Origin of the sequence: Natrinema saccharevitans, assembly GCF_001953745.1 — an archaeon.
GTDB classification, from domain to species: Archaea; Halobacteriota; Halobacteria; order Halobacteriales; family Natrialbaceae; genus Natrinema; species Natrinema saccharevitans.
This window is the reverse complement of record NZ_LWLN01000001.1, coordinates 2,955,263-2,976,643: the sequence shown is the minus strand read 5'-3', so window position 1 is coordinate 2,976,643 and position 21,381 is coordinate 2,955,263. Positions and strand designations below refer to the sequence as shown.

The 21,381-nt window shown below is 65.5% G+C and carries 17 protein-coding genes, 1 tRNA gene and 1 pseudogene; 10 read left to right on the top strand and 9 right to left on the bottom strand.

Annotated elements, in window-relative coordinates; genetic code table 11:
• Window positions 1–13: 13 nt before the first annotated feature.
• A complete protein-coding gene (locus tag A6E15_RS15130) occupies window positions 14–1,165 on the bottom strand; it encodes an ATP-binding protein (RefSeq protein ID WP_076147415.1) in 1,152 nt (383 codons plus the stop codon).
• 144 nt (window positions 1,166–1,309) lie between these two features.
• Between A6E15_RS15130 and A6E15_RS15125 the strand changes: the two genes are divergently transcribed.
• The 3 genes from A6E15_RS15125 (at window position 1,310) to A6E15_RS15115 (ending at window position 6,484) form a co-directional block, all read left to right on the top strand.
• Window positions 1,310–2,230, top strand: a complete 921-nt coding sequence (locus A6E15_RS15125) for an MBL fold metallo-hydrolase (protein WP_076147413.1) — start codon at window positions 1,310–1,312, stop codon at window positions 2,228–2,230.
• A 236-nt stretch (window positions 2,231–2,466) separates the two neighbouring features.
• Window positions 2,467–4,425: an AMP-dependent synthetase/ligase gene (locus A6E15_RS15120; protein ID WP_076147411.1), complete on the top strand. Its 1,959-nt coding sequence runs from the start codon at window positions 2,467–2,469 to the stop codon at window positions 4,423–4,425.
• 175 nt (window positions 4,426–4,600) lie between these two features.
• Window positions 4,601–6,484: a cation:proton antiporter domain-containing protein gene (locus A6E15_RS15115; RefSeq protein WP_076147410.1), complete on the top strand. Its 1,884-nt coding sequence runs from the start codon at window positions 4,601–4,603 to the stop codon at window positions 6,482–6,484.
• 102 nt (window positions 6,485–6,586) lie between these two features.
• On the opposite strand, the pseudogene A6E15_RS15110 reads toward A6E15_RS15115, so the two are convergent.
• Window positions 6,587–6,787 (bottom strand): annotated as a pseudogene (locus A6E15_RS15110) (DUF2391 domain-containing protein); the annotation flags it as partial.
• 181 nt (window positions 6,788–6,968) lie between these two features.
• Between A6E15_RS15110 and A6E15_RS15105 the strand changes: the two are divergent.
• Complete coding sequence (locus A6E15_RS15105) at window positions 6,969–8,654, top strand: aldehyde ferredoxin oxidoreductase family protein (protein ID WP_076147408.1); 1,686 nt, start codon at window positions 6,969–6,971, stop codon at window positions 8,652–8,654.
• Between the two features lie 362 nt (window positions 8,655–9,016).
• On the opposite strand, the gene A6E15_RS15100 is transcribed toward A6E15_RS15105, so the two are convergent.
• Together A6E15_RS15100 and A6E15_RS15095 are read right to left on the bottom strand one after the other, a co-directional pair.
• Complete coding sequence (locus A6E15_RS15100; RefSeq protein ID WP_076147407.1) at window positions 9,017–9,334, bottom strand: hypothetical protein; 318 nt, start codon at window positions 9,332–9,334, stop codon at window positions 9,017–9,019.
• A 280-nt stretch (window positions 9,335–9,614) separates the two neighbouring features.
• Entirely contained in the window at window positions 9,615–10,751 is a 1,137-nt protein-coding gene (locus tag A6E15_RS15095) for a thiolase family protein (protein ID WP_076147405.1), read from the bottom strand.
• Between the two features lie 207 nt (window positions 10,752–10,958).
• Here A6E15_RS15095 and A6E15_RS15085 point away from each other — a divergent pair, with 207 nt between their 5' ends.
• From A6E15_RS15085 to A6E15_RS15070, 4 genes are all read left to right on the top strand, one after another.
• Window positions 10,959–11,618 (top strand): DUF5806 family protein, encoded by a 660-nt coding sequence (locus A6E15_RS15085; RefSeq protein WP_076147404.1) that lies wholly within the window; start codon window positions 10,959–10,961, stop codon window positions 11,616–11,618.
• 39 nt (window positions 11,619–11,657) lie between these two features.
• Complete coding sequence (locus A6E15_RS15080) at window positions 11,658–12,086, top strand: hypothetical protein (protein ID WP_076147402.1); 429 nt, start codon at window positions 11,658–11,660, stop codon at window positions 12,084–12,086.
• Window positions 12,087–12,245: 159 nt separating this feature from the next.
• Complete coding sequence (locus A6E15_RS15075; protein ID WP_076147400.1) at window positions 12,246–13,718, top strand: aldehyde dehydrogenase family protein; 1,473 nt, start codon at window positions 12,246–12,248, stop codon at window positions 13,716–13,718.
• A gap of 146 nt (window positions 13,719–13,864) precedes the next feature.
• On the top strand, window positions 13,865–14,767 hold the full coding sequence (locus A6E15_RS15070; protein WP_076147398.1) for a hypothetical protein: 903 nt from the start codon (window positions 13,865–13,867) through the stop codon (window positions 14,765–14,767).
• 232 nt (window positions 14,768–14,999) lie between these two features.
• Here the strand turns inward: A6E15_RS15070 and A6E15_RS15065 are convergent, their stop codons facing one another.
• From A6E15_RS15065 to A6E15_RS15045, 5 genes are all read right to left on the bottom strand, one after another.
• Window positions 15,000–15,461: a hypothetical protein gene (locus tag A6E15_RS15065; RefSeq protein WP_139326608.1), complete on the bottom strand. Its 462-nt coding sequence runs from the start codon at window positions 15,459–15,461 to the stop codon at window positions 15,000–15,002.
• Between the two features lie 141 nt (window positions 15,462–15,602).
• Window positions 15,603–15,686, bottom strand: a tRNA-Leu gene (locus tag A6E15_RS15060).
• A 69-nt stretch (window positions 15,687–15,755) separates the two neighbouring features.
• Window positions 15,756–16,097 (bottom strand): ferredoxin, encoded by a 342-nt coding sequence (locus tag A6E15_RS15055; RefSeq protein ID WP_076148386.1) that lies wholly within the window; start codon window positions 16,095–16,097, stop codon window positions 15,756–15,758.
• A 596-nt stretch (window positions 16,098–16,693) separates the two neighbouring features.
• A complete protein-coding gene (locus tag A6E15_RS15050) occupies window positions 16,694–17,473 on the bottom strand; it encodes an IclR family transcriptional regulator (RefSeq protein WP_076147394.1) in 780 nt (259 codons plus the stop codon).
• Between the two features lie 483 nt (window positions 17,474–17,956).
• Complete coding sequence (locus tag A6E15_RS15045; protein ID WP_076147393.1) at window positions 17,957–19,492, bottom strand: aldehyde dehydrogenase family protein; 1,536 nt, start codon at window positions 19,490–19,492, stop codon at window positions 17,957–17,959.
• 212 nt (window positions 19,493–19,704) lie between these two features.
• Here A6E15_RS15045 and A6E15_RS15040 point away from each other — a divergent pair, with 212 nt between their 5' ends.
• A complete protein-coding gene (locus tag A6E15_RS15040) occupies window positions 19,705–20,433 on the top strand; it encodes a helix-turn-helix domain-containing protein (protein WP_076147391.1) in 729 nt (242 codons plus the stop codon).
• Between the two features lie 84 nt (window positions 20,434–20,517).
• A complete protein-coding gene (locus tag A6E15_RS15035) occupies window positions 20,518–21,357 on the top strand; it encodes a proline dehydrogenase family protein (RefSeq protein WP_076147389.1) in 840 nt (279 codons plus the stop codon).
• Window positions 21,358–21,381: the final 24 nt, after the last annotated feature.

Sequence of the window (21,381 nt, the reverse complement as noted above, 5' to 3'; positions counted from 1 at the left end):
GCGGCGGTTCCCGCTACGGTGACCGTTCGGCCGCGTCCCTCGCGGCCGCCGCCCGCCGTAAGGTCACCGCAAAGACGCTGCCGTCCGGGCCGGTCTCGCGGAGTTCGACGCTGCCCCCGTACCTGTTCGCGAGGATCCGTGAGAGGTAGAGCCCGAGCCCGTGGTTGGTCGATCTGCGTTCGAACAGCGTTTCCCTGTCGGCTTCGGCGATCCCCGGGCCGTCGTCGGTGACCCTGACGACGACGGTTTCCGGCGTCGTCTCGGCGGTGACCCGAACGCGGGCCGTGCCCTCGTTGTGTTCGATCGCGTTCTCGAGGAGATTCTTGAAGATCCACTCGACGCCTTCGTTGGCCCTGACGCGGGCGGTTTCCGGCAGATCGGCCTCGATGTCGGCGCCGTCGAACCGGGCGCGACACTCGGCCAGTTGCGCCCCGAGTACCGCGACGAGATCGACCGCGGCCCCGTTCTGTGGCCCCCGATTCGCGTCCAGCATCGCCCGGACGTCCTCGATGACGCCGACGAGGTCGTCGCTCTCGCGTTCGATCGTCTCGAGGCGGTCGTGGACGTCCTCGCGATCACACTCCGCCCGCAGGAGCGTCGCGTGGCCCCCGATGATCTGCGAGGAGTTGAGGACCTCGTGTCGCAACAGATCGTTCAGATACGCAAGCAGCTCCCGTTCGTCCTCGAGTTGTCGGGCGCGGACCGTGGCGGCCGTGGCTTGGACCTCCCGCTGGATGGCCCGCGCTTCGACGTAGCCGACGGCGAACCCGCCGACGGCACCCGTGTTGAGCGCGAAGTGGGCCCAGGTGGAGTTGGCCGCCAGCGAGTCGGCGGGAAAGAAGACGATCGACAGCATGTTGACCGCCAGAAAGCCGACCGCGCCGCCGAAACACCACTTGCAGATCCGGGCGTACCGGCTCTCGTCGATATCGCTTTCCACGAGCCTGTGGCCGCCCCAGCCCAGTCCGACGGCGGGGACGCCGATCGAGAGCAGGCTGGTCAGGTAGGCCGTCGCGCCGAGTCCGTCCGCGAAGGCGAGCCACCAGCCGACGAGGCCGGCGATCGAGAGCCCGCCGAACGCGCTGATGAGGTGGGGCAGCGACGACCGCTCGAGCCACGACGATGGGGCGAGGAGCCGCCTCGAGTACGGCGCGTCGTGGTTCATGTCGGCTCCGGAGACGGTGTCGGTTCGCGGACGGGACGGACCATGTACGCTGTGCAAGAGAACGCGGTGTCAAATCTGTATCGGCTCTCGGCCCGGGGTCGCCGCGACGCGAGCTTTTATCGGGTCCGATGACGGTTTTTCGATATGGCAATCGGAGACGTCCGCGAGGTTACCGCCGGCGACTGTTCGGACCTCTACTACCTCGATACGGGAATGTACGGAACGAGCGGCTACGGTGCCGTTTACATCCTCGACGACGACCGTCCGGCGGTCGTCGACACGGGGATCGGCACGAATTACGACCTGCTTCGCGAGGCACTCGCCGAGGTCGGCATCGATCGCGAGGACCTCGCGGCCATCGCGCTGACGCACGTCCACCTCGATCACGCCGGCGGGGCCGGCTTTCTCGCCGAAGACTACCCGAACGCCGACGTCTACGTCCCCTCGCTGGGAGCGGATCACATCGCTGATCCCTCCCGGCTGATCGCGGGAACCAAGGCGGCCGTCGGCGACCAGTGGGAACATTACGTCGAACCCGAGTCCGTCCCCGAGGACCGGGTCGTCGCGATCGAGGGCGGCGACAGCATCGATCTCGGGACACACGAACTCCGCGCCCACGCGGCCCCCGGCCACGCGCCCCACCAGGTCGTCTACGAAGATCCCACAAACGACGCGGTCTTCGTCGCCGACGCCGCCGGCATCTGGGTCCCCGACGTCGAACGAATCAGGCCGACCTCGCCGCCCTCGAACTTCGACCTCGAGCAGTGTCTCGCCGACGTCGAGACGCTGCAGGACCTCGACCCCGACGTCTTGCTGTACCCGCACTTCGGCCCCCGATACGTCGGCGACGACGCCGACCGGGCCCTCGACGAGTACGCGGCCGTCCTCGAGGAGTGGGCCGACCGGGTCGCCGACAAACGCCGCGAACTCGGCGACGACGAGGCGGTCCTCGAGTACTTCGCCGACGAGGCCGAACTGGCCGACGTCTGGGGCAGGGAGAAAGCCAGCGAGGAGGCGAAACTGAACACGCGCGGCGTTCTCGGTTATCTCGACCACCGGGAGTGACCGTTGACCCGACCGTCGTACGGTTTACTGTCAGTCACTGCCGGCGTAACCGCCGCCCTAGTCGCGGTTGCGCCGGGATATCGGTACAGCAATCCGTCTCACCGGTCGATCGACCGCGACTCGAGAGCGACGTTCGGTTCCGTTACTGTCCGCGTTCGCCGGGCCGTCGTAAACGCAGCGATGGATGCAACAAGTTTCATCACGTTTTATCGCACGGGAGCAACTCTCACACACATATGAACTGGCGGGACGCGGAACGAGAGTACGAGGACGAGGTCATCGGCGAGACGAATCTCGCGCGGATGTTCGAGAACGCGGCCGACCGCTACACGAACCGGCCGGCCCAACAGTACAAGGGCGGCATCTACGATCGGTCGCTGACGGACGACGTCGTCCCCGCCGCGACGCCCGGCGAGTTCCGGACGCTCTCCTACGCCGAGATGCGCGATATCGTTCGCAACCTCTCGGCCGGCTTTCGCGAACTGGGCGTCGAGGCGGGCGACCGGATCGGGATCTTCTCGAACACGCGCATGGAGTGGGCCCAGACGGATTTCGCCCTGCTGTCTGCTGGCGCAGCCGTCACGACGGTTTATACCAGTTCCTCGCCCGACCAGGTCGAGTACCTGCTCGACGATCCCGACGCCGACGGCGTCGTCGTCGAGAACGAGGAACTGCTCGAGAACGTCCTCGAAGTCGAGGACGACCTCGACCTCGAATTTATCGTCACCATCGACGAGGTCGACGGCTACGACGATCGCGACGACGTGCTGACGCTGGGCGAGGTCTACGACCGCGGCGAGGACGCCTTCGACCTCGCGGCCTACGAGGAGCGCATCGACGCGATCGACCTCGACGATCTGGCGAGTCTGATCTACACCAGCGGAACGACGGGCAAGCCAAAGGGCGTCCAGTTGACCCACTGGAACTTCCGCTCGAACGTCAACGCCTCCCGGAAGCGGTTCGGCCCGCGGCCGGACAAAGACGACGACGTACCGGTGTTGAACGAGGAGTCGGTGGCGATGTCGTACCTGCCACTGGCTCACGTCTTCGAGCGAACGGCGGGCCACTTTGCCCTCTTCGCGGGCGGCACCTGTATCGCCTACGCCGAGAGCCCGGACACGCTGCAGGAGGACTTCAGCACCGTCGGTCCGACGACGGCCACGAGCGTTCCCCGGGTCTACGAGAAGATCTACGACGCGATCCGCGAGGAGGCCAGCGACTCGAGCGTCTCCCGCCGGATCTTCGAGTGGGCCACCGACGTCGGCGTCGAGTACCAGCGGACGGAGTCGCCGGGGCCGATCCTGAAAGCCAAGCAAACCCTGGCCGACAAACTCGTCTTCTCGACGGTTCGGGACGCGCTGGGCGGGAACATCGAGATCCTGATCAGCGGCGGCGGGAGCCTCTCGCCGGAGTTGTGTCGGCTCTATCACGCGATGGGGCTGCCGATCTTCGAGGGCTACGGGCTGACCGAAACCGCACCTATCGTCTCGACGAACCCGCCGGAGGAGGCGAAGATCGGCACGATCGGTCCCACGCTGTACAACGTCGACGTGACGGTCGACGAGACCGTCGCCGATCAGGAGGCCTTCACGGACGACGCCGGTGAGGTCGGCGAACTCCTCGTCAAGGGTCCCAACGTCACGCAGGGCTACTGGAACAAGCCCGGCGCGACCGAGGGCGCGTTCGTCGAGGACGAGGATGGCGAGCGCTGGTTCCGAACCGGCGATATCATCCACCTGCGTCCCGACGGCTACCTCGAGTTCCGCGATCGCGTCAAGCAGATCATCGTCCTCTCGACGGGGAAAAACGTCGCCCCCGGCCCGCTCGAGGACGCCTTCGCGGCCAGCGAGGTCGTCGAGCAGGCGATGGTCGTCGGCGACGGCGAGAAGTTCATCGGTGCCCTCCTCGTGCCGAACACGACCCACGTCCGCGAGTGGGCCGACGCGGAGGGGATCGACCTGCCCGACGACCCGCAGGCGATGTGTGACGACGAGCGGGTCCGCGCCCACATTCAAGAAGAGGTCGACCGCGTCAACGAGAACTTCGAGAAACACGAGACGATCAAGCAGTTCGAACTCGTACCCCAGGAGTTCACCGAGGAAAACGACATGCTCACCCCGACGATGAAAAAGAAGCGACGGGTCATCCTCGAGCGGTTCGAGGACCGAGTCGACCGGATCTACGAGGACGCCTGATCGGTTCGCCTCCGCGTTCGTTCTCACCCGGTCGCGGTCGACGCGACCACGGGATCGGCCCGGCCGTCCGTCGGGTTTCTCACAGGAGTTAACCGAGTGGACCGTTTCGTTCGAACCGAATGGACGGGCGAGTAGTACCGGCACGGCGATCGGCCACGGAGCCGCGAGTCCGACGATGACGGGTGCGGAGGCGAGCGGCGATCTTCTCGTCCTGGTCGCCGTGATCGTCGGCCTCGGCGTCGTCTCGCAGTTGTTGTCGGCGCGGTTCCGGGTGCCGAGCGTCCTCTTTCTCATCGCCGCGGGTGTCGCGATCGGCCCGGAGGGGCTCGGCGTGTTGACCATCGACTCTTTCGGCGAGAGCGGACTCTCGACGATCGTCGGACTCTCTGTGGCCATCATCGTCTTCGAGGGGGCGTTCCACCTCAAAGCCGAGAAGATCCGGGAAGCGCCGGCAGCCGTGATCCGATTGACGACGAGCGGTGCGGCGATCGCCTTTCTGGGAACTGCCGGCGCGGTCCGCCTTTTCCTCGGGGCGAACTGGGACATCGCGCTGTTGATCGGCGCACTCTTGATCGCGACGGGGCCGACGGTCATCACGCCGATCCTGAAGGTCGTCCCCGTCCGCGACCGGGTCGCGGCGACCCTCGAGACCGAGGGAATCGTCAACGACGTGACGGCGGCGATCCTCGCGGTCGTGCTGTTCAAGTCGATGACCATCAGGCAGATCCACGCGGACGTCTACCTGCAACTGTTCGCCGAGCGGCTCGGTACGGGGCTGCTCGTCGGTGTCGTCGTCGCCGCGGTCGTCTGGGCGGTGTTACAGTACGTCGATATCTCGCCCGACGACGCGCCGCGAAACGCGCGATTGCTGACGGTAGCGGGGGCGATCATCGCCTTCGGGACGGCCGATTACGTCTTCGCCGAGGCGGGCGTCGCGGCCGCAGCGACGGCCGGCCTGATCCTGGGCAACGCCAACCTCCCCTACGAGGAGGAGATCGAGGCGTTCAAAGGCGATATCACCCTGCTGGTCCTCTCTTTTGTTTTCATCACCCTCGCGGCACTGCTCGAGTTTGATCAGTTGTTCGCGCTCGGGTTCGGCGGCGTGGCCGTCGTAGTGATCATCATGCTCGTTCTGCGGCCGTTCCTGGTCTTTCTCTCGACGCGGGGCGGCCAGTTTACGTTCAGAGAGCGGCTCTTTATGAGCGCCGTCGGCCCGCGGGGGATCATTCCAGCCTCGGTCGCGACGCTGTTTGCGATCCGACTGCAGACCGACGCAGCGCCGACGAACCCGGCCGGTGCGGACCTGCTCGTGGGGACGGTCTTTCTCGTCATCCTCGTGACGGTCGTCCTCGAGGGCGGCCTGGCTCGACAGATCGCGGAGACACTCGACGTGATACCCATGCGTGTACTCATCATCGGCGGCGGCCGCGTCGGTCGCTCGCTGGCAGAACGACTCGAAGCGCGCGGCGAAAACGTGGTGCTGATCGAGGCGGACAAGACGGTCCTCGAGGAGCTTCGGAACGACGGGTTCACCGCCCGCGAAGGCGACGGCACCGACACCGAGGTGTTACGCGAGGCGGGCGTGGACAACGCCAAGACGGTCGTCGCGGCGACCGGCGACGACGATGCGAACCTCCTCGTGGCCCAGCTCACGAAATCGAACTTCGACGTCGAGACCGTAATCGCTCGGGCGAACAACCCGTCGAACGCGTCGGCGTTCGAGGACCTCGGCGTCCAGACGATCTCGGCGGCCGAGTCGACCGCGTGGGCGATCGACAACCGGATCGAGCGGCCCGCGCTCTCGGACTGGATGTCCGAACTCGGTCGCTCCGGCGACGTCCAGGAGATCGAGATCACCGACGGGGACCTCGTCGGGCGGCGGATCGTCGACGTCGGGGACGAACTCCCGAACGGCGTCCTCGTCGCGCTCGTGAGCCGGGACGGGACCAGCGAAGTGCCGACTCCCGACGTCGAACTGCGGGCGGGGGATCACATCACGCTCATCGGCCGCACCGAGGCCGTTCAGGAGACGATCGATCAGTATGGGAGGCCGGTCTAACACCCGGCCTCTCGCGGACGTTACGTAACAACTGAACCGATTTACACACCGATCGCACAGCCGTCGTGCGATCGGGTGTGCAATGACTTTCGGTGGCGACTACAACATCGGGAGCCCGATGACGACGCTGCCGACGAACGCTTCGGCCTTGTCCTTCCGGGTGAATTTGGTACTGGCTTTCCCGCCCCTCGAGTCGTGTGAAAGCCGGCTGAGCAGTCGCATCGTTCGTCGCACTTCCGTCCGCTCGTCGGCCGTATCGACCGTCTCCTCGAGCGTCTCGAGTCGCTCGTAGACGTCGTCGATGGTCGCGCCCGCGAGCGGTTCGTCCGGCTGGAACGGACCGGGCGCAGACGCCGCGGGTAAATACCGCCGATCCGACCCGACTGCCCGCCGGACCGAACGCGGCCCAACTCGGCCGGCCCGTCGCCGAATCCCGCCCGAAAAACCGATACCGTTTTGCGGCCGCATCCATCACTGTGGTACTATGAAACACGTACGGGGACCGCTGTGTTCGATCGACGTCGGGGAGCGAACCGCCGAGACCGAGGACATCGACGACGTCCTCGAGTCCTACGTCGGCGGTCGGGCGCTCGGAACGAAACTCGCCCACGAGCGGCTCCCGTTCGACGTCGATCCGCTGGGGCCGGACAACCGACTGTTCTTCGCGACCGGGCCACTCCAGCACTCGACGATGAGCTTCACCGGGCGGACGTCGGCGACGACCGTCTCGCCGCTGACCGACGGGCTGCTGTCCTCGAACGCCGGCGGGTTCGTCTCGCGGAACTTCACGGGGACCGGCTACAGCGCCGTCGAGATCACCGGCGCGAGCGACGACCTCGTCGTCGTCCACGTCACCGACGACGGCGTCGAGTTCGAGGCCGTCCCCGACCTCGAGGGGGCGACCGTCCCCGAGACCTGCGAGTATCTCGAGGACGAACACGACCTCGGGCCGGAACACACCGCCGTCATCGGGCCGGCCGGCGAGAACGAGGTTCGCTTTGCCTCGGTCATGACCTCGGAGGAGCGAGCCTTCGGCCGCGGCGGGCTCGGCGCGGTGCTTGGCTCGAAGAACGTCAAGGCGATCACCTTCGACGGCGACTCGACCCGCGAGGTCGAGATCCCGGCCGTTCAGATGGAGATCCACGGCGAGGCGGCCCAGGCCGATCACCCGATGAAGGCACAGGGGACCACCTCGGTCGCCGAGTACGCCAACATGGTCGAGGCCCTCTCGAGCTACTACTTCGAGGACCTCTCCTTCGAGGGGATCGAGGGGATCAGCGGCGACCGCGTCGAGGAGAAGAAATACAAGAAAGGCACCTGCTCGTCGTGTGCCTTCGCCTGCAAGCTGCCGACCCGCGACGAGGAATCGGGCCTCGAGACGGAAGGGCCCGAGTTCGAGACGCTGATGGCCTTCGGCTCGAACTCGGGCGTCGACGACATCGTCGACGTGATGAAATCGAACAAGCTGTGTGACGTCTACGGCCTCGACACCATCTCGACGGGCGACACCATCGCGGCCTACCTCAAGAGCGAAGACGAGTTCGGTAACGTCGATCTCATCCACGACCTCGTCGAGCAGATCGCCCGCCGCGAGGGCGTCGGCGACACGCTCGCGGAGGGCGTCGACCGGATCCACGACGACCTCGGCGTCGAGAACTGGTCGGTCAAGGGCATGGAATTTGCCGCCCACGACGGCCGCACGCTGAACGGACAGGGACTCGCCTTCGCCACCTCGAACCGCGGCGCCGACCACATGTACGCCGAGTTCTACCCCTACGAGTACCCGCTGGTCGGCGAGGAAGACGCGTTCCAGAAGGAGGGCCTCGAGGGCAAGCCGCCCAAACTCGTCGAACTCGAGAACCTAAACGCCGTCAAGGATAGCGCGATTTTCTGTAAGTTCTCCCGGGACTTCCTGACCGAGGAGCGCATCGAGACGCTGCTCGACGCCGACTACGACGACCTGCTCGCCCTCGGCGGCGAGGTCGTCGCCATGGAACGGCACTTCAACAACCAGCGCGGCTTCGACCGCGGTGACGATCGGCTGCCCTACGAACTGCCCGACTTCGAACAAGGCCTCGAGGAGTACTACGCCGAGCGCGGCTGGAACGACGACGGCACCGTCCCCGACACCAAAGTCGGCGGGAGCAGCGCAGCACCGGCCGACGACTGATCGCGACTCCCTTCTCCCGGTCGCCACGAGCGAATCGGGGCCGCTCACTCGACCGGAATTCGCGTGACCGTCCGTGCGGGCGTTCTGACCGGGACCGACCCGGCCGTTCGGCGGCGTTGCGATCGTCCTCGAGCGTCGCGAGCCGTCGTTCGACCCCGTCGTGGTGGCCCGCGCCGACGACTGCGACGACGTCGTGGCCCGTTCGACGGCCACGAGGTCCGGCTCGACCGCGCGGATCCGTTCGCGGACCCGCCTGCAATGGGCCGGCGAGAAGTGGACGCTGGGGACGAGAGCGACCGTGCCGTGGTCGGACATCCCCTGTGTGTTCACCGCCCAGCGGCTTGAAGCCACGACCCAGTCCGCTACTCGTCGTCGGTTTCCTCGAGATCCGGCTCGAGGCGGTCGTCACCGCGTGACGGCAGCGACGTGTCGTCGGCTCGCGAGGGGTGGATGTTGACGTTGTGTCCCCGATAGGGGTCGCTTTCGGGGTCGTAGGAGAGTTCGCTGCGCTCGAAGATGTAGATGAAAAACCCGATCAGCGGGATGCCGAAGGTGATCGCCGCCCACTTCCACTGGGGCTCGAGACCCACCCGACCGGCGTCCCAGTAGGCGAGTGCGGTGAGCCCGAGGTGCCAGGCCAGCGGGATGCCGACGATGATCGCGAGGAGGCCGATGCGCATACGCGGCCTACGGACTCGGGACTACTAAAGGCCCGCTAACTGACGGTGGCTCGAGGACGGGTGGCAGTGAGATGATAGGAGTGCTGTTATCGGAGCCGCTGAAAGTCATTGCACACCTAATCGTACGACAGCGCTGCGATCAGTGTGTGAATCGTTTCAGCGGCTACTATAGTTGACGTCGAACTCGATCGCCGCGCCCTGACGCGAGCACCGTTTGTCTCGGCCGACACTACCGCGTCGGCCTCGCAAAATCTGGACCAAAACGTCCAGTTCCCGCTGCTTAGTTGACGTCGAACTCGATCGCTGCGCCCTGCCCGAAGCCGACACACAGCGTCGCCAGCCCGAGGCCGCCGCCGCGCTTCTGGAGTTCGTGGATCAGGGTAACGGGCAGGCGCGCGCCCGAGGCCCCCAGCGGGTGGCCCAGCGCGATCGCCCCGCCGTTGACGTTGAAGATCTCGGGGTCGATGCCGAGTTCGTCGCGGGAGTACAGCGACTGGCTCGCGAAGGCCTCGTTGAGTTCCACGAGGTCGTACTCGTCGATGTCGCGGCCGTTTCGCTCGAGCAGGCCCCGCGTCGCGGGCACCGGGCCGATCCCCATGACGGTCGGGTCGACGCCGGCGACGTTGTTCCGGCCGACCTCGGCCATGATCTCGAGGTCGTGTTCCTCGGCGAAGGCCTCGCTGGTGACCAGCAGGGCGGCCGCGCCGTCGGAGATCTGGGAGGCGTTACCGGGCGTGACGGTGCCGTCCTCCTTGAAGACGGTGGGGAGCTCGGCGAGTTTCTCGGGGGTCGTGCCCGGTCGGATGCCCTCGTCTTCCTCGACGGTGCCGTCCTCGGTTTCGATCGGGACGATCTCGTCGTCGAAGCGACCCTCTTCGGTCGCCTCGGTGGCGCGTTGCTGGCTGCGGGCGGCGTACTCGTCTTGCTCCTCGCGGCTGACGCCGTACTCCTCGGCGACTTTCTCGGCGGTCATCCCCATCTGGAGGTCCCCGAGGTCGTACAGTTCGGAGATCTTCGGGTGGATGTGGCCGTAGCTTTCGCCCATCGCGACGCGGCTCATGCTCTCGACGCCGCCGGCGATGATGGCGTCTCGGTTGCCGGCCGCGATGGCGTCGGAGGCGGAGATGACCGACTGCATCGAGGAGGCACACCAGCGGTTGATCGTCGTCGCCGGAACCGACTCGCCCAGCTCGGAGAGCAAGGCGATGACGCGGGCGAGGTTGTTGTCCTGCTCCTCGCGCTGCTGGGCACAGCCCCACATCAGGTCGTCGATTTCCTCGCCGGAGAGGCCGGTTTCGGCCAGGATCTCGTCGATCAGCGGCACCGAGAGGTCCTCGCTGCGTACGTCGGCGTACACGCCGTCTTCTTTGCCCTGTGGCGTCCGTACTGCCTTGACTACGACTGGCGTCTGTGACATATACTACCGCATGCCCCTCACGGACTTAAATCCGGTCGAACTCCGGCTGGCGGGAAAAGTGTTTACGGGCCGAGTTGCGGGTCCGCCGGCCGGCCGTCGTCGCCGACCCACGGCCCGCCGGAGTCGACGACGGGGGTCGATCGCGCCGCCCTCGAGCCGGTCGGCTCGAGAACAACCCTTATCTCGGATAGCTGGTAATACGCGGGTATGGACGAGGACGGACTGGACGCGTCTCGATTCGAGGGCGACGACGCCGCGTCGGACCGCGACCCCGAACCCGCTGGGGCGGCAGACGAGGACAGCGACGGCGGCTCGATGCCGGGGGTGCCGGATCCCGACCCGCAGGACGACGGCGTCCCCGAGGACGTACAGAAGTACGCACGCTTCAAAAAGATGGACGGCGCGCAGTACGACCGGGTCAACGAGTTCCTCCGGGACCGCACCTACATCACCGCTCGCGAGTGGGCCATCGCGCGGCTCTGTTCGGACTTCCGGACCGAGACCGGCGTCGAGATGACCAAAATCGGCGAGAACCTGCCCGAACTCGTCCCCTTCATGACCGACACCTACTCGCCACAGGCGGTCAATCAGGCCAGAGCCTCCTTCGAGGAGAAGGTCCGGACCGCCGGCGCGACCTTTCTCTACGGCGCGATGTGTGACTTCTTCACCGCCGAGGAACTCGACGACGTGATGTACGAGGCTACCGAGGTCGCCAAGTTCCTCCTCGAGGTCGAGGGCGTCGACCTCTCGGTCGAGGAGGAACTCGAGGCCGAGGAACGCATCTCGAGTGTCATGCGGGAGGTCCGCGAGGCCAGCGAACAGTTGCGCGCGGCGGACCTCGCCGAGAGCGAGGCGGACGGCGAGTGACAGAAAACGGTAATACGGCTGTAGTGAGTCGGCACAGATATGAACGACTCTCGTGACGGGCGGTCGGGTCCGACCGACGACGGCGGACGCTCGCCCGAGTTGATCGGTGCCGGCATCGGCGTCCTCGAGCTGCCGGTGTTCGGTTATCTCGGGTTCGTACTGTTCGGGCAACCGGTCTTCGGTGCGTTCGTCGGGCTCGTAGTGGGGCTCGGGACGTACCTCTCTTTTCCCGCCCTCGTGGCGGACGACGACCCCAGTGACGTCGAGATGACGCCGGAACCCGTCGGCGACCGGCTCCGTCGGTTCCACCGCACGGCGGCCGGGCTCGCGCTCCCGCCGGCGGGGATCCTGCTGCTCGCGTGGCGGTTCGTCAACGAGAACGTCCTGCTCGGGACCCTCGCGACGGCCGTGATCGGGCTGGCGATCTACGCCCCGCTCGCGGTGTTGCTGCCGCGACGGCGCTCCTGATACGGTCTGTTGGAACTGTTTCCCGGTGCGACCGCAGGACGGCTCGCGGTCGCGCCGGCACTGACTGACAGCGGTCCGTCTGACGGCGCAGCCAGGGTCGGCCGCTCGTTGCGCGTGCGCGTCCGTTACTTATCCCCGCTCGAGGGCTACATTGCTCGCATGACGGACCTGCCACTGGCACCCGAGGACGGCTGGGAATCGCTCTATCTCGCTGGCGACTGGACCGACGCCGGCGACCGCGATGCGATCACCGTCGAGAACCCCTACACGCGCGAGGCGATCGCGTCCGTCCCGGCGGGGACCGAGGACGACGTCGAGCGGGCCTACGAGACCGCCGCGTCGGCACAGGAGGCGTGGGCCCAGCAACCGCCACAGGCCCGCGCGGGCGCGATCGACGCGGCCGTCGAGTTCGTCGGGGACCACCGCGAGGAGATCGCTGAGCTCCTGGCCCGCGAGTCGGGGAGTACGCGGGTCAAAGCCGAGGCCGAATTGGAGACCGCGATCGGGATGATGCAACAGGCCGCCAGCTACCCGTTCCGGATGGCCGGCCAGCACGCGGACTCGATCACGCCGGGCAAGGAGAACGTCGCCGAGCGAGTGCCGGTCGGCGTCGTCGGCGTCATCTCGCCGTGGAACTTCCCGCTGCATCTCTCGATGCGGGCGGTCGCGCCGGCGATCGCGGCCGGCAACGCGGTCGTCCTCAAACCCGCCTCGAACACGCCGATCACGGGCGGGCTGTTGCTCGCGCGGATCTTCGAAGCCGCGGGCGTCCCCGAGGGGGTCCTCAGCGTCGTCCCCGGCCGCGGCTCCGAGATCGGCGACGCGGTCGCCGGCCACGAGATCCCCCGGACCATCGCCTTCACCGGTTCGACCGAGATCGGACAGGGGGTCGCCGCCGCGGCGGCGCGCAACTGTGCCCTGCCAGCCATGGAACTCGGCGGGAACAACGTCCACGTCGTCACCGGCGGGGCCGACCTCGAGCGGGCCGTCGACGGCGGCGTCTTCGGCTCCTTTCTCCACCAGGGCCAGATCTGCATCTCGATCAACCGCCATCTGATCCACGAGTCGGTTTACGACGACTACGTCGACGCGCTGGCCGACCGGGCCGCGTCGCTGCCGACCGGCGACCCGACCGACGACGACACCGTCATCGGTCCCATCATCGACGAGAGCCAGCGCGACCAGATCCTCGAGTACGTCGAGGAATCGGCCGAGGCGGGCGCGACCGTCGAGACCGGGGGCGACCACGACGGACTCGTCGTCGAACCCACGGTCCTCTCCGACGCCGACAACGACATGGCCGCGGCCTGTAACGAACACTTCGGCCCCGTCGCGCCCGTGATCCCCTACGCGAGCGACGACGAGGCGATCGAACTGGCCAACGACACGATCCACGGCCTCTCGGGGTCGGTCCACAGCGAGGACCTCGAGCAGGCTCGGAAAATCGCGGACGGGATCGAGACGGGGATGATCCACGTCAACGACCAGCCGATCAACGACGAGCCACACGTCCCCTTCGGCGGGATGAAACAATCGGGTATCGGCCGATACAACGGCGAGCAGATCCTCGAGGAAGTGACGACGACGAAGTGGATCTCGATCCAGCACGAGTCCCGAGAGTATCCGTTCTAAGGTCCGCACAGCCGCGGCCGGCGGCGGCTTCGACTGCCCCCAGTTGGCCCGCTTCCGACTCGAGCGAGACACGCGACGCTCAGTCCCGCTCGCGTCGGTTCGGAACCGTGATCCTTATCAGTGCTATCAGCAAACTAACTTGTAGCATGGACCGCCGAACCTATTTAGTCACCGCTGGCGTCGGCGCGTCGTCCCTCCTCGCGGGCTGTCTGAGCGACGGCCCGGCTGAAGACGACTCCGACGACGAACCGGATCCCGACGGCGACGAGTCCGGTCCCGAGAACGAACCGAGACCCGGGGAGGTCATCGAAACGTACCTCGAGGCCGCTCAGGCCGAAGATCCCGACGCGATGGCTGCGGTCGTCCACAGCGCGAGCCCGTTACAGGGGCTGCTGACCGATCCGGAGTGGGAGTTCGAATCGAGCGGCGCCGCCGACCTCGACGCTCTCGAGACCGAAACCGTCACTGCTGACGGCTCCGTCGCGGACGTCCGCGGGCTGGAGGGTGCCGAGTTCTGGTTCGCGCAGTCCGACCTCGAGGCCGAGATCGACGACGAGGAGATCGTGCTGGTCCGCGCCGAACTGGACGGTTCGGCCGCCGGTGACGGCCCCGGCGTCTACGCGCTCGTGACCGAGGGCGACGAGTGGAAGATCTTCTGGGTCGAGAGCGGAGACGACACGCCCGAAGACCCCGAGGAGGCGTTCGAGCCGGAGATCATCGACACCGACGACGACGTCGTCGAGCGGATCGAGTGGGGCGTCGACGCGGTGGACGCTCCCGAGGGCTCCGACTCCGAACCCGGCTACTACGCCCGCGTCCACCTCACCGACTCGCCCGGCCTCGAGGCCGACCTGATCCGTATCGAATCGACCGTCGCCGGCTCGGAGTTCGAGTTCTACGGTGAAGACAAGACCGAGCCGTCGACGTCGTGGGCGGGGACCTGGGCGAACGTTCGGCTCAACGCCGACGGCGATCAGATCGTCGTGACCGCCGTCCGCGGAGACACCGAGACGGTCGTCCACCGGGAACACTACGAGCCGTCGAACTGACTGCGATTCCAACCGCAACGTGAACGGAGCGACCGACGGAATTCGAACTCCGGACCTCGTATCGCTACTCCCTGCTCGAGTCGGTACACCGGCGGACGGTGCCTCGAGGGAATGGCGACGAAGTGGATCTCGGTCCAGCACGAATCCCGAAAGTCCCCGTTCTAAGCCGCTCGAGGGACCCGTTTCCGTCGGATCGAACGCACGGGTTCCGTGACCGATCGAAACTCACCGGTCAGGACTGACAGTAGACTCCGTCGACGAACGCGCCCTGGCAGGTCAGTGAAACTTCGTACCGGGCAATAGCCGGCGAATAATCGGTGGACAACGCGGAGACGTCGATCGTCGCCGTCTCGCCCGGTGTCGCCTTCGTCTCGTTCGTCGTCTCCCTCCCCGTCCCGCTCCTAGCGAGTTCGGTTCCCTCGGCATCGTACAGTACCAGCTCGTAGCCGTATTCGACGAGGTTCGTCGTCCGGTCGCCGTTGTTGCGGACGGTTACTACAACTCTGAACCCGTCCTCATCGTCTCTCGGTTCGTGGGACTCGATTGCGCGTTCGTCGACCGCACTCTCGGCGATCGATTCCGCTTCGTTTTCGGCCGGCGTCTTGCCGTCCGTCCCGCTACAGCCCGCGAGTGCGGACGTTCCGAAAGCCGCGGCCCCCATCCCGACGGTTCGCAGCAGCGTTCGCCAATTCATACAGATCTAAAATACATGAATATAACACTACTACAAGAACGCTTACGCTCGGTTCGGGTTCAGCGAGCCGTCCGACGTCTGTCCGCAGCGGCCGCGAGGGGTAGTTCGCGCATACGGCTCTCGATGGCGTTCGAATCGGTATGCGAGGGCTGGGATTTGAACCCAGGGACCCCTACGGGAGCGGGTCTTAAGCCCACCGCCGTTGGCCTGCTTGGCTACCCTCGCACAGAAGGGCGTTCGAGTGTAGTGGCCCCGCTGGAATGTGCGTTTCGATGTTCGCGCCCGCTCGAGTCCCTACCAGTCGACGCTCAACGTGCCGTCGCCGTGGGGATCGGGCGCGATCTCCTCGTCGGTTCGGCGGTCGACGACGTGGATGCAGCCGTCGTCTTTCTTGGCCGGACAGACCTCCGCGGCGCGGACGTTGTGGTCCAGTTCCTCCTCGCCGAAGAAGTACTCCTCGGGCTGGGCCATCCCGGAGGCGATCGACATCTCCCAGTTGTCGCTGACCTCGGCGCACTTGCCCGCGCCGAAGCACTTGTTAGCCTCGAAGATGATTTTGTAGGGTTTCTCCTCGACCGGGGGCGCGTCGCTGGAACCGACGTCGCTGGCCTGCTGGATACCGTCGTCGTCGCTCATGTGTTCCCGTTCGAGCGAGCGGCCTTTCGCGTTACGGTTGGCGCGAGTGGCGGTATCCATTCCACCGGTCGTGACACAGTGACTCTCCATCTCCTGCTATCAGACTACTAACTGAATATCTGTCTTACCAAATAAACAATATTTTGGACGGATGGTAGTAGTGGTAAAAGTATAAAACACCACTAGAATGATAGGATCGCCGCGATCACAGTAACTGCTGAGTGCGTTCGTACTCGTCTCTGATCGCGAAACGACTTCTCTAAAGTATTCTCGTTAGAACTAGCTATATACCCAACTTTATTGCCTAAAAAGCGTGGTATCGAAATAAAATTGGGAGAAATAAGCTCCCGGCTCGACGATCCTTACCAAAATTGATACGGCCCAAGTCTCGAAACGATTCCAGTATCACACCAACTCCCCGGTGGTTAATCAATAAATACACAATACTATTTGGCCGATGATGTAATACTCAGATATCGTTATTGTGTAGAAATACGAACTGATTCTGTGAGGGGGTCCGCTACACCGCTCGGAACGGAGAAAGAGACCGGGATCGGCGTTCGCGACTCAGATTACAAACATATGCATGTAATGAATTAGCAAAACAGCGTGGACTCGAGCGATCTGATCTCGTCTCGAAGCAGTTGTGCCAACTCCTCGGCCGTGGACTCGTCGGTAGCCATGCGATAGGTCGGTCCGCCGACCGAGAACGCTCCGAGGATCTCGCCGTCGGGGTCCGTTACGGCCGCGCCGACGGACCGATAGCCGTCGATTAGTTCCTCGTCGTTGACTGCGTATCCGCGATGTCGGATCGCCTCGAGTTCGTCGAACAGTTCGGACTCGTCGGTGATGGTGTGGTCGGTCGTGGCCGGAAGCCCCCAGCGCTCGAGAATCTCGTTGACCTGCGATTCGGACATCGACGCCAGGAGGGCCTTTCCGGAGGCGCAGTTGTGCATGTAGAACCGGTTACCCGCCCGAAACGGACTGGATTCCGACAGACTTCGTCGGGACGACTCTCCGATCGCGTACTCGAGGGAGTACGCGCGGCCGTTCTCCTCGACGATGAAGTCGGCCTCGTGCCCGGTCGTCTCGGCGATGGAGTAGACGTGCCGGCGCGCCGTCGCGTACAGCGGGTTTCGTCCGCGTGCGTGTTCGCCGAACGAGAGAAACTGGAGGCCGACGTGGAAGGTGTCGCCGTCCCGGACGAGGAATCCCTCGTCGACCAGCGTGTGGAGGTGATTGTGGACGGTGCTTTTCGCCAGTTCGAGGCGGTCGGCCAGTTCGCTCAGCGTAGCACCGTCGCTGTCGCGGACCGCGCGAACGAGCGCGAGTGACGTTTGTGTCGTCTTGACCGGTCGAGGGCGATCGTCGGTCATCGTTCGAAGTCGTCGTGTCGTCTGTGCATAAGGGTTCGGAATGTGTGAATCGGCTTCTGTAACGTCCGTCGAATCTGCGATTTATTTCTTGATGGTTTACGGTGACGAATCGGCGCTCGACGTATCCATACTGTCGTCTATATATGGGTTCTGTTACCACGACCGCTCGAACGGTATGGGCGGCCGGGCTACGGTTCCCGTCGATAGCCGTCCGTTCGGAAGGAGTGAACGGAAGTTGCGGAGTCACGCGGATCGGTCGATTCCGTCCGTCGCTCACCTCGTTGGGTCGGAATCGCCGCCCTGGCGTTCACGTATTCCGAACGCACCGCCGCCGATCACGGCCGGGCCCGTGCGCCGGTTCCGAGTGCGGACGGTGTCCCGATCGGCCGGCGCTAATCGGCGCCGCAGTGGGTCGTCCACCCGCAGTGCCGACACCACTCGTCCGGGTCGTCGGTCAGTCGTCCACAGAGCGGACAGTTCGTCTCAGTCATCGTCGGTCGTAATGTCGGCGGACAGTCCCTGTGCCATCTCGATGTCTTTCGAGTTGTTCAGGGTCCAGGCGGTGCGTTCGGTGACGGCCTCGATCACTTCGCGACCGCTCGGGTAGCCGTTCCCGGACTTGTTGACGCCGCCGAAGGGCAGGTGAACCTCCGCGCCGATACACGGCAGGTTCCCGTACGCGAGTCCGACTTCGGCGTTGTCGCGGTAGTAGTTGATCTCGCGGTAGTCCTCGGAGATGATCGCTCCCGCGAGCCCGTAGTCGGTGTCGTTGTGGATCTCGACGCCGTCCTCGATGTCGCCCGAGTACTTCATGAGCGCGACGTGGGGGCCGAAGACCTCCTCTTGCGTACACCGGAGGTCGGCGTCCGGGTCGGCCTCGTAGACGAACGGGCCGATCCAGTGGCCGTCCTCGTGGCCGTCGGGCACCTCCGCGTCGTCCAGTTCGTCGCGGTCGACGAGGACGTTCACGTCTTCGCTTCGCGCGAGTTCGTTGTACTCGAGGACCTTCTCCTTGTGTTCGGCTTCGACGAGCGGCCCCATGAACGTGTCTTCGGCCAGCGGGTCACCGACCGCGATGTTCTCGGCGATATCGACGAAGCGTTCCTTGAACTCGTCGTAGATATCCTCGTGGACGATCAGGCGTTCGCTCGAGACGCAGCGCTGACCGGTGGTCTTGAACGAACTCATAACGGCCGAGTGAACGGCCGTGTCGAGGTCGGCCTCGTCGCTGATGACGACGGCGTTCTTGCCGCCCATCTCGCAGGCCGCGAGCTTGCCGGGCTGTTCGGCGACGGTCTTGGCGACTTCCTGACCGACCTCGGCCGAACCGGTAAAGAGGACGGTGTCGACGCGTGGATCGTCGACGATCGAGGCACCGGCGTCGCCGAAGCCCTGGACCATATTGAAGACGCCGTCGGGAATTCCGCTCTCCTCGAACATCTCGGCGATGATCTGACCGCACCACGGGGTCTGCTCGGCGGGCTTCCAGACGACGGTGTTGCCCTCGACCAGCGAGACGGCCATGTGCCAGAACGGGATCGCGACCGGGAAGTTCCAGGGCGTAATACAGCCGACGACGCCCCGGGGCTTGCGGCGCATGTACGCGTCCTTGCTCCCGATCTCGGAGGGAACCACGTCGCCGTGTGGGTGTCGGGCGTTGCCCGCGGCCCACTCGACCATGTGTGCGGCCTCGACGACGTCGGCTTTCCCCTCGGAGATCTCCTTGCCACACTCCTTGGTGACGATTTCGCCGAGTTCGTCCGTCCGCTCGCGCAGTTCGTGGTAGATGTCCCAGAGGAACTCCGCGCGGTCGATGTACGACAGGTCGCGCCACTCCTCCTGTGCCGCCTCCGCGGCCTCGAGGGCGCGATCGACGTCGGCCTCCGTTCCGCGGTGGACGGTCCGCAGCGTCTCGCCGGTCGCCGGGTTCTCGCTCTCGAAGGTTTCCTCGCCCTCGCCGTCCGTCCATTCGCCGTCGATGTAGTGTCGGTCGGGTCGGTCTGTCGTCTGCTGGCTCATACGATATGAACGACGGATCACGGCGGAATAACCACGGCCTCCCATGGTCGGGCTCTGTTCCCGGCGGCGATCGGCGACGGCGACCGCCACGCGGCCCGCAGATTCGACCTTCGGTTCGGTGCGGAGCCAACGCGAGTCCACGACCGGACCGTGGTATCGGTATTCAGTATGTTTATAGTCCTCACGGCGAACTGTTCGAGTAGAACCGATCCATGAGCAGCACGAGTTCGACCACGACCACGACAGGGACGGCCGACGGGACGCGACTTACGCTCGATATCTGGCATCCGGACTGCTGGGGCCTGCAGGCGACCGAGGCAGTCGACGCCGGCCTGCTCGTCCACACCGTCCATCGAACCGTCGAGGAGGCGGTCAAGGGTCACTTTACCGTCTACGCCGACACGACGGCACAGCTCGACGAGTTCGTCGCGTTCGCCGACGAGTCCCCGCTGACGCACTCGACGGTCGAACTCGGACAGCGACCCACCACGGCACCGAACCCGGGGAACGCGACGCGCGAACTGTTCGTCGAGTACGAGCCCGAACACAGTATCAGCGATACGCTCGTCTCGCACGGTTTCATCCACGACGCGTCGGTGCGCGTCGAGGGCGGCGTCGAACACTGGCCGGTCTTCGTGGCCGGCGGCCGCGAGGAAATCCGGCGTCGACTCGAGGCCATCCGGGCGGAGACGGACGCGGAGATCTCGATCAGTCGGGTCGCCACGCCCGACGGCGGCTCGTCGGGGGCCGCTGATCGGACGGACCTCCTCACGCCGCGCCAGCGCGACGCGTTCGAACTCGCTTGCGAGCGGAACTACTACGCGTGGCCCCGCGAGATCAGCACGCGCGAACTCGCGGACGAACTCGGTGTCTCGAAGACGACGCTGCTCGAACACCTCCGGAAGGCCGAAGCGAAACTGCTCAACCCCGACGACGTCTGAGCGCCGCGGATTTATTCGCCGTCCCACCGACCGAATCTTTTGGTCGGGTATCTATTTAGGGACGTTCCGTGCCAGTCGTTCGGTATGATACCGCCGATCGCGAGCCGGTTCGTCGCCGGAACCACCGTGTCAGGCGCTCTGGACCACGTCTCGGAGTGTAACGAAGCGGGTATGGGTGGCATCCTGAACCTCCTCGGTGAGCATTACCACGATTCCGAACCCGCGGCCGAGGACGCCGACGAGTACTGTCATCTCGTCTCCGAACTGGCCGACCGCGGTCTGAACGGCAGCGTCTCGGTCAAACCGTCCCAGATCGGTATCGACGTCGGGCCGGACGTCTTCACGGAGAACTTCGAACGGATCGTCGAGACGGCGGCGGCCGAGGACGTGTTCGTCTGGTGTGACATGGAAGACCACACGACGACCGACACGACGCTCGACGCCGTCGAAGCGACGGCCCGGGACCATCCCCACGGCGTCGGCGTCGCGATTCAGGCGAACCTCAGGCGGACCCGCGACGATCTGCGTCGCCTCGCCGACGTTCCCGCCGCCGTCCGTCTGGTAAAGGGCGCCTACGACGAACCGTCGTCGGTCGCCCTCGACTCGAAATCGGCCGTCGACGACGCGTACGAGGAGTACCTCGAGTTCCTGTTCCGCGAGTTCGATCAGGGCGTCGCGGTCGGGAGTCACGATCCGGCGATGCTCGAGGTCGCGGTCGACTGTCACGAGGAGTACGGGACGCCGTTCGAGATCCAGATGTTGATGGGGGTCCGCGAGGACGCCCAGCGCGAACTCGCCGCGAAGGGGTACGAGGTCAACCAGTACGTTCCCTACGGCGATAAGTGGATGCAGTACTTCTACCGACGGATCCGTGAACGAAAGGAGAACGCGCTGTTCGCGCTTCGGGCCGTCGTCGGCGTCTGACCGAAGCGTCTCTCGCGACGAAGC

Coding starts and splice junctions, on each gene's coding strand:
- A6E15_RS15130 (WP_076147415.1), bottom strand. CDS start 1,165: ATGAACCACGACGCGCCGTACTCGAGGCGGCTCCTCGCCCCATCGTCG.
- A6E15_RS15125 (WP_076147413.1), top strand. CDS start 1,310: ATGGCAATCGGAGACGTCCGCGAGGTTACCGCCGGCGACTGTTCGGAC.
- A6E15_RS15120 (WP_076147411.1), top strand. CDS start 2,467: ATGAACTGGCGGGACGCGGAACGAGAGTACGAGGACGAGGTCATCGGC.
- A6E15_RS15115 (WP_076147410.1), top strand. CDS start 4,601: ATGACGGGTGCGGAGGCGAGCGGCGATCTTCTCGTCCTGGTCGCCGTG.
- A6E15_RS15105 (WP_076147408.1), top strand. CDS start 6,969: ATGAAACACGTACGGGGACCGCTGTGTTCGATCGACGTCGGGGAGCGA.
- A6E15_RS15100 (WP_076147407.1), bottom strand. CDS start 9,334: ATGCGCATCGGCCTCCTCGCGATCATCGTCGGCATCCCGCTGGCCTGG.
- A6E15_RS15095 (WP_076147405.1), bottom strand. CDS start 10,751: ATGTCACAGACGCCAGTCGTAGTCAAGGCAGTACGGACGCCACAGGGC.
- A6E15_RS15085 (WP_076147404.1), top strand. CDS start 10,959: ATGGACGAGGACGGACTGGACGCGTCTCGATTCGAGGGCGACGACGCC.
- A6E15_RS15080 (WP_076147402.1), top strand. CDS start 11,658: ATGAACGACTCTCGTGACGGGCGGTCGGGTCCGACCGACGACGGCGGA.
- A6E15_RS15075 (WP_076147400.1), top strand. CDS start 12,246: ATGACGGACCTGCCACTGGCACCCGAGGACGGCTGGGAATCGCTCTAT.
- A6E15_RS15070 (WP_076147398.1), top strand. CDS start 13,865: ATGGACCGCCGAACCTATTTAGTCACCGCTGGCGTCGGCGCGTCGTCC.
- A6E15_RS15065 (WP_139326608.1), bottom strand. CDS start 15,461: ATGAATTGGCGAACGCTGCTGCGAACCGTCGGGATGGGGGCCGCGGCT.
- A6E15_RS15055 (WP_076148386.1), bottom strand. CDS start 16,097: ATGAGCGACGACGACGGTATCCAGCAGGCCAGCGACGTCGGTTCCAGC.
- A6E15_RS15050 (WP_076147394.1), bottom strand. CDS start 17,473: ATGACCGACGATCGCCCTCGACCGGTCAAGACGACACAAACGTCACTC.
- A6E15_RS15045 (WP_076147393.1), bottom strand. CDS start 19,492: ATGAGCCAGCAGACGACAGACCGACCCGACCGACACTACATCGACGGC.
- A6E15_RS15040 (WP_076147391.1), top strand. CDS start 19,705: ATGAGCAGCACGAGTTCGACCACGACCACGACAGGGACGGCCGACGGG.
- A6E15_RS15035 (WP_076147389.1), top strand. CDS start 20,518: ATGATACCGCCGATCGCGAGCCGGTTCGTCGCCGGAACCACCGTGTCA.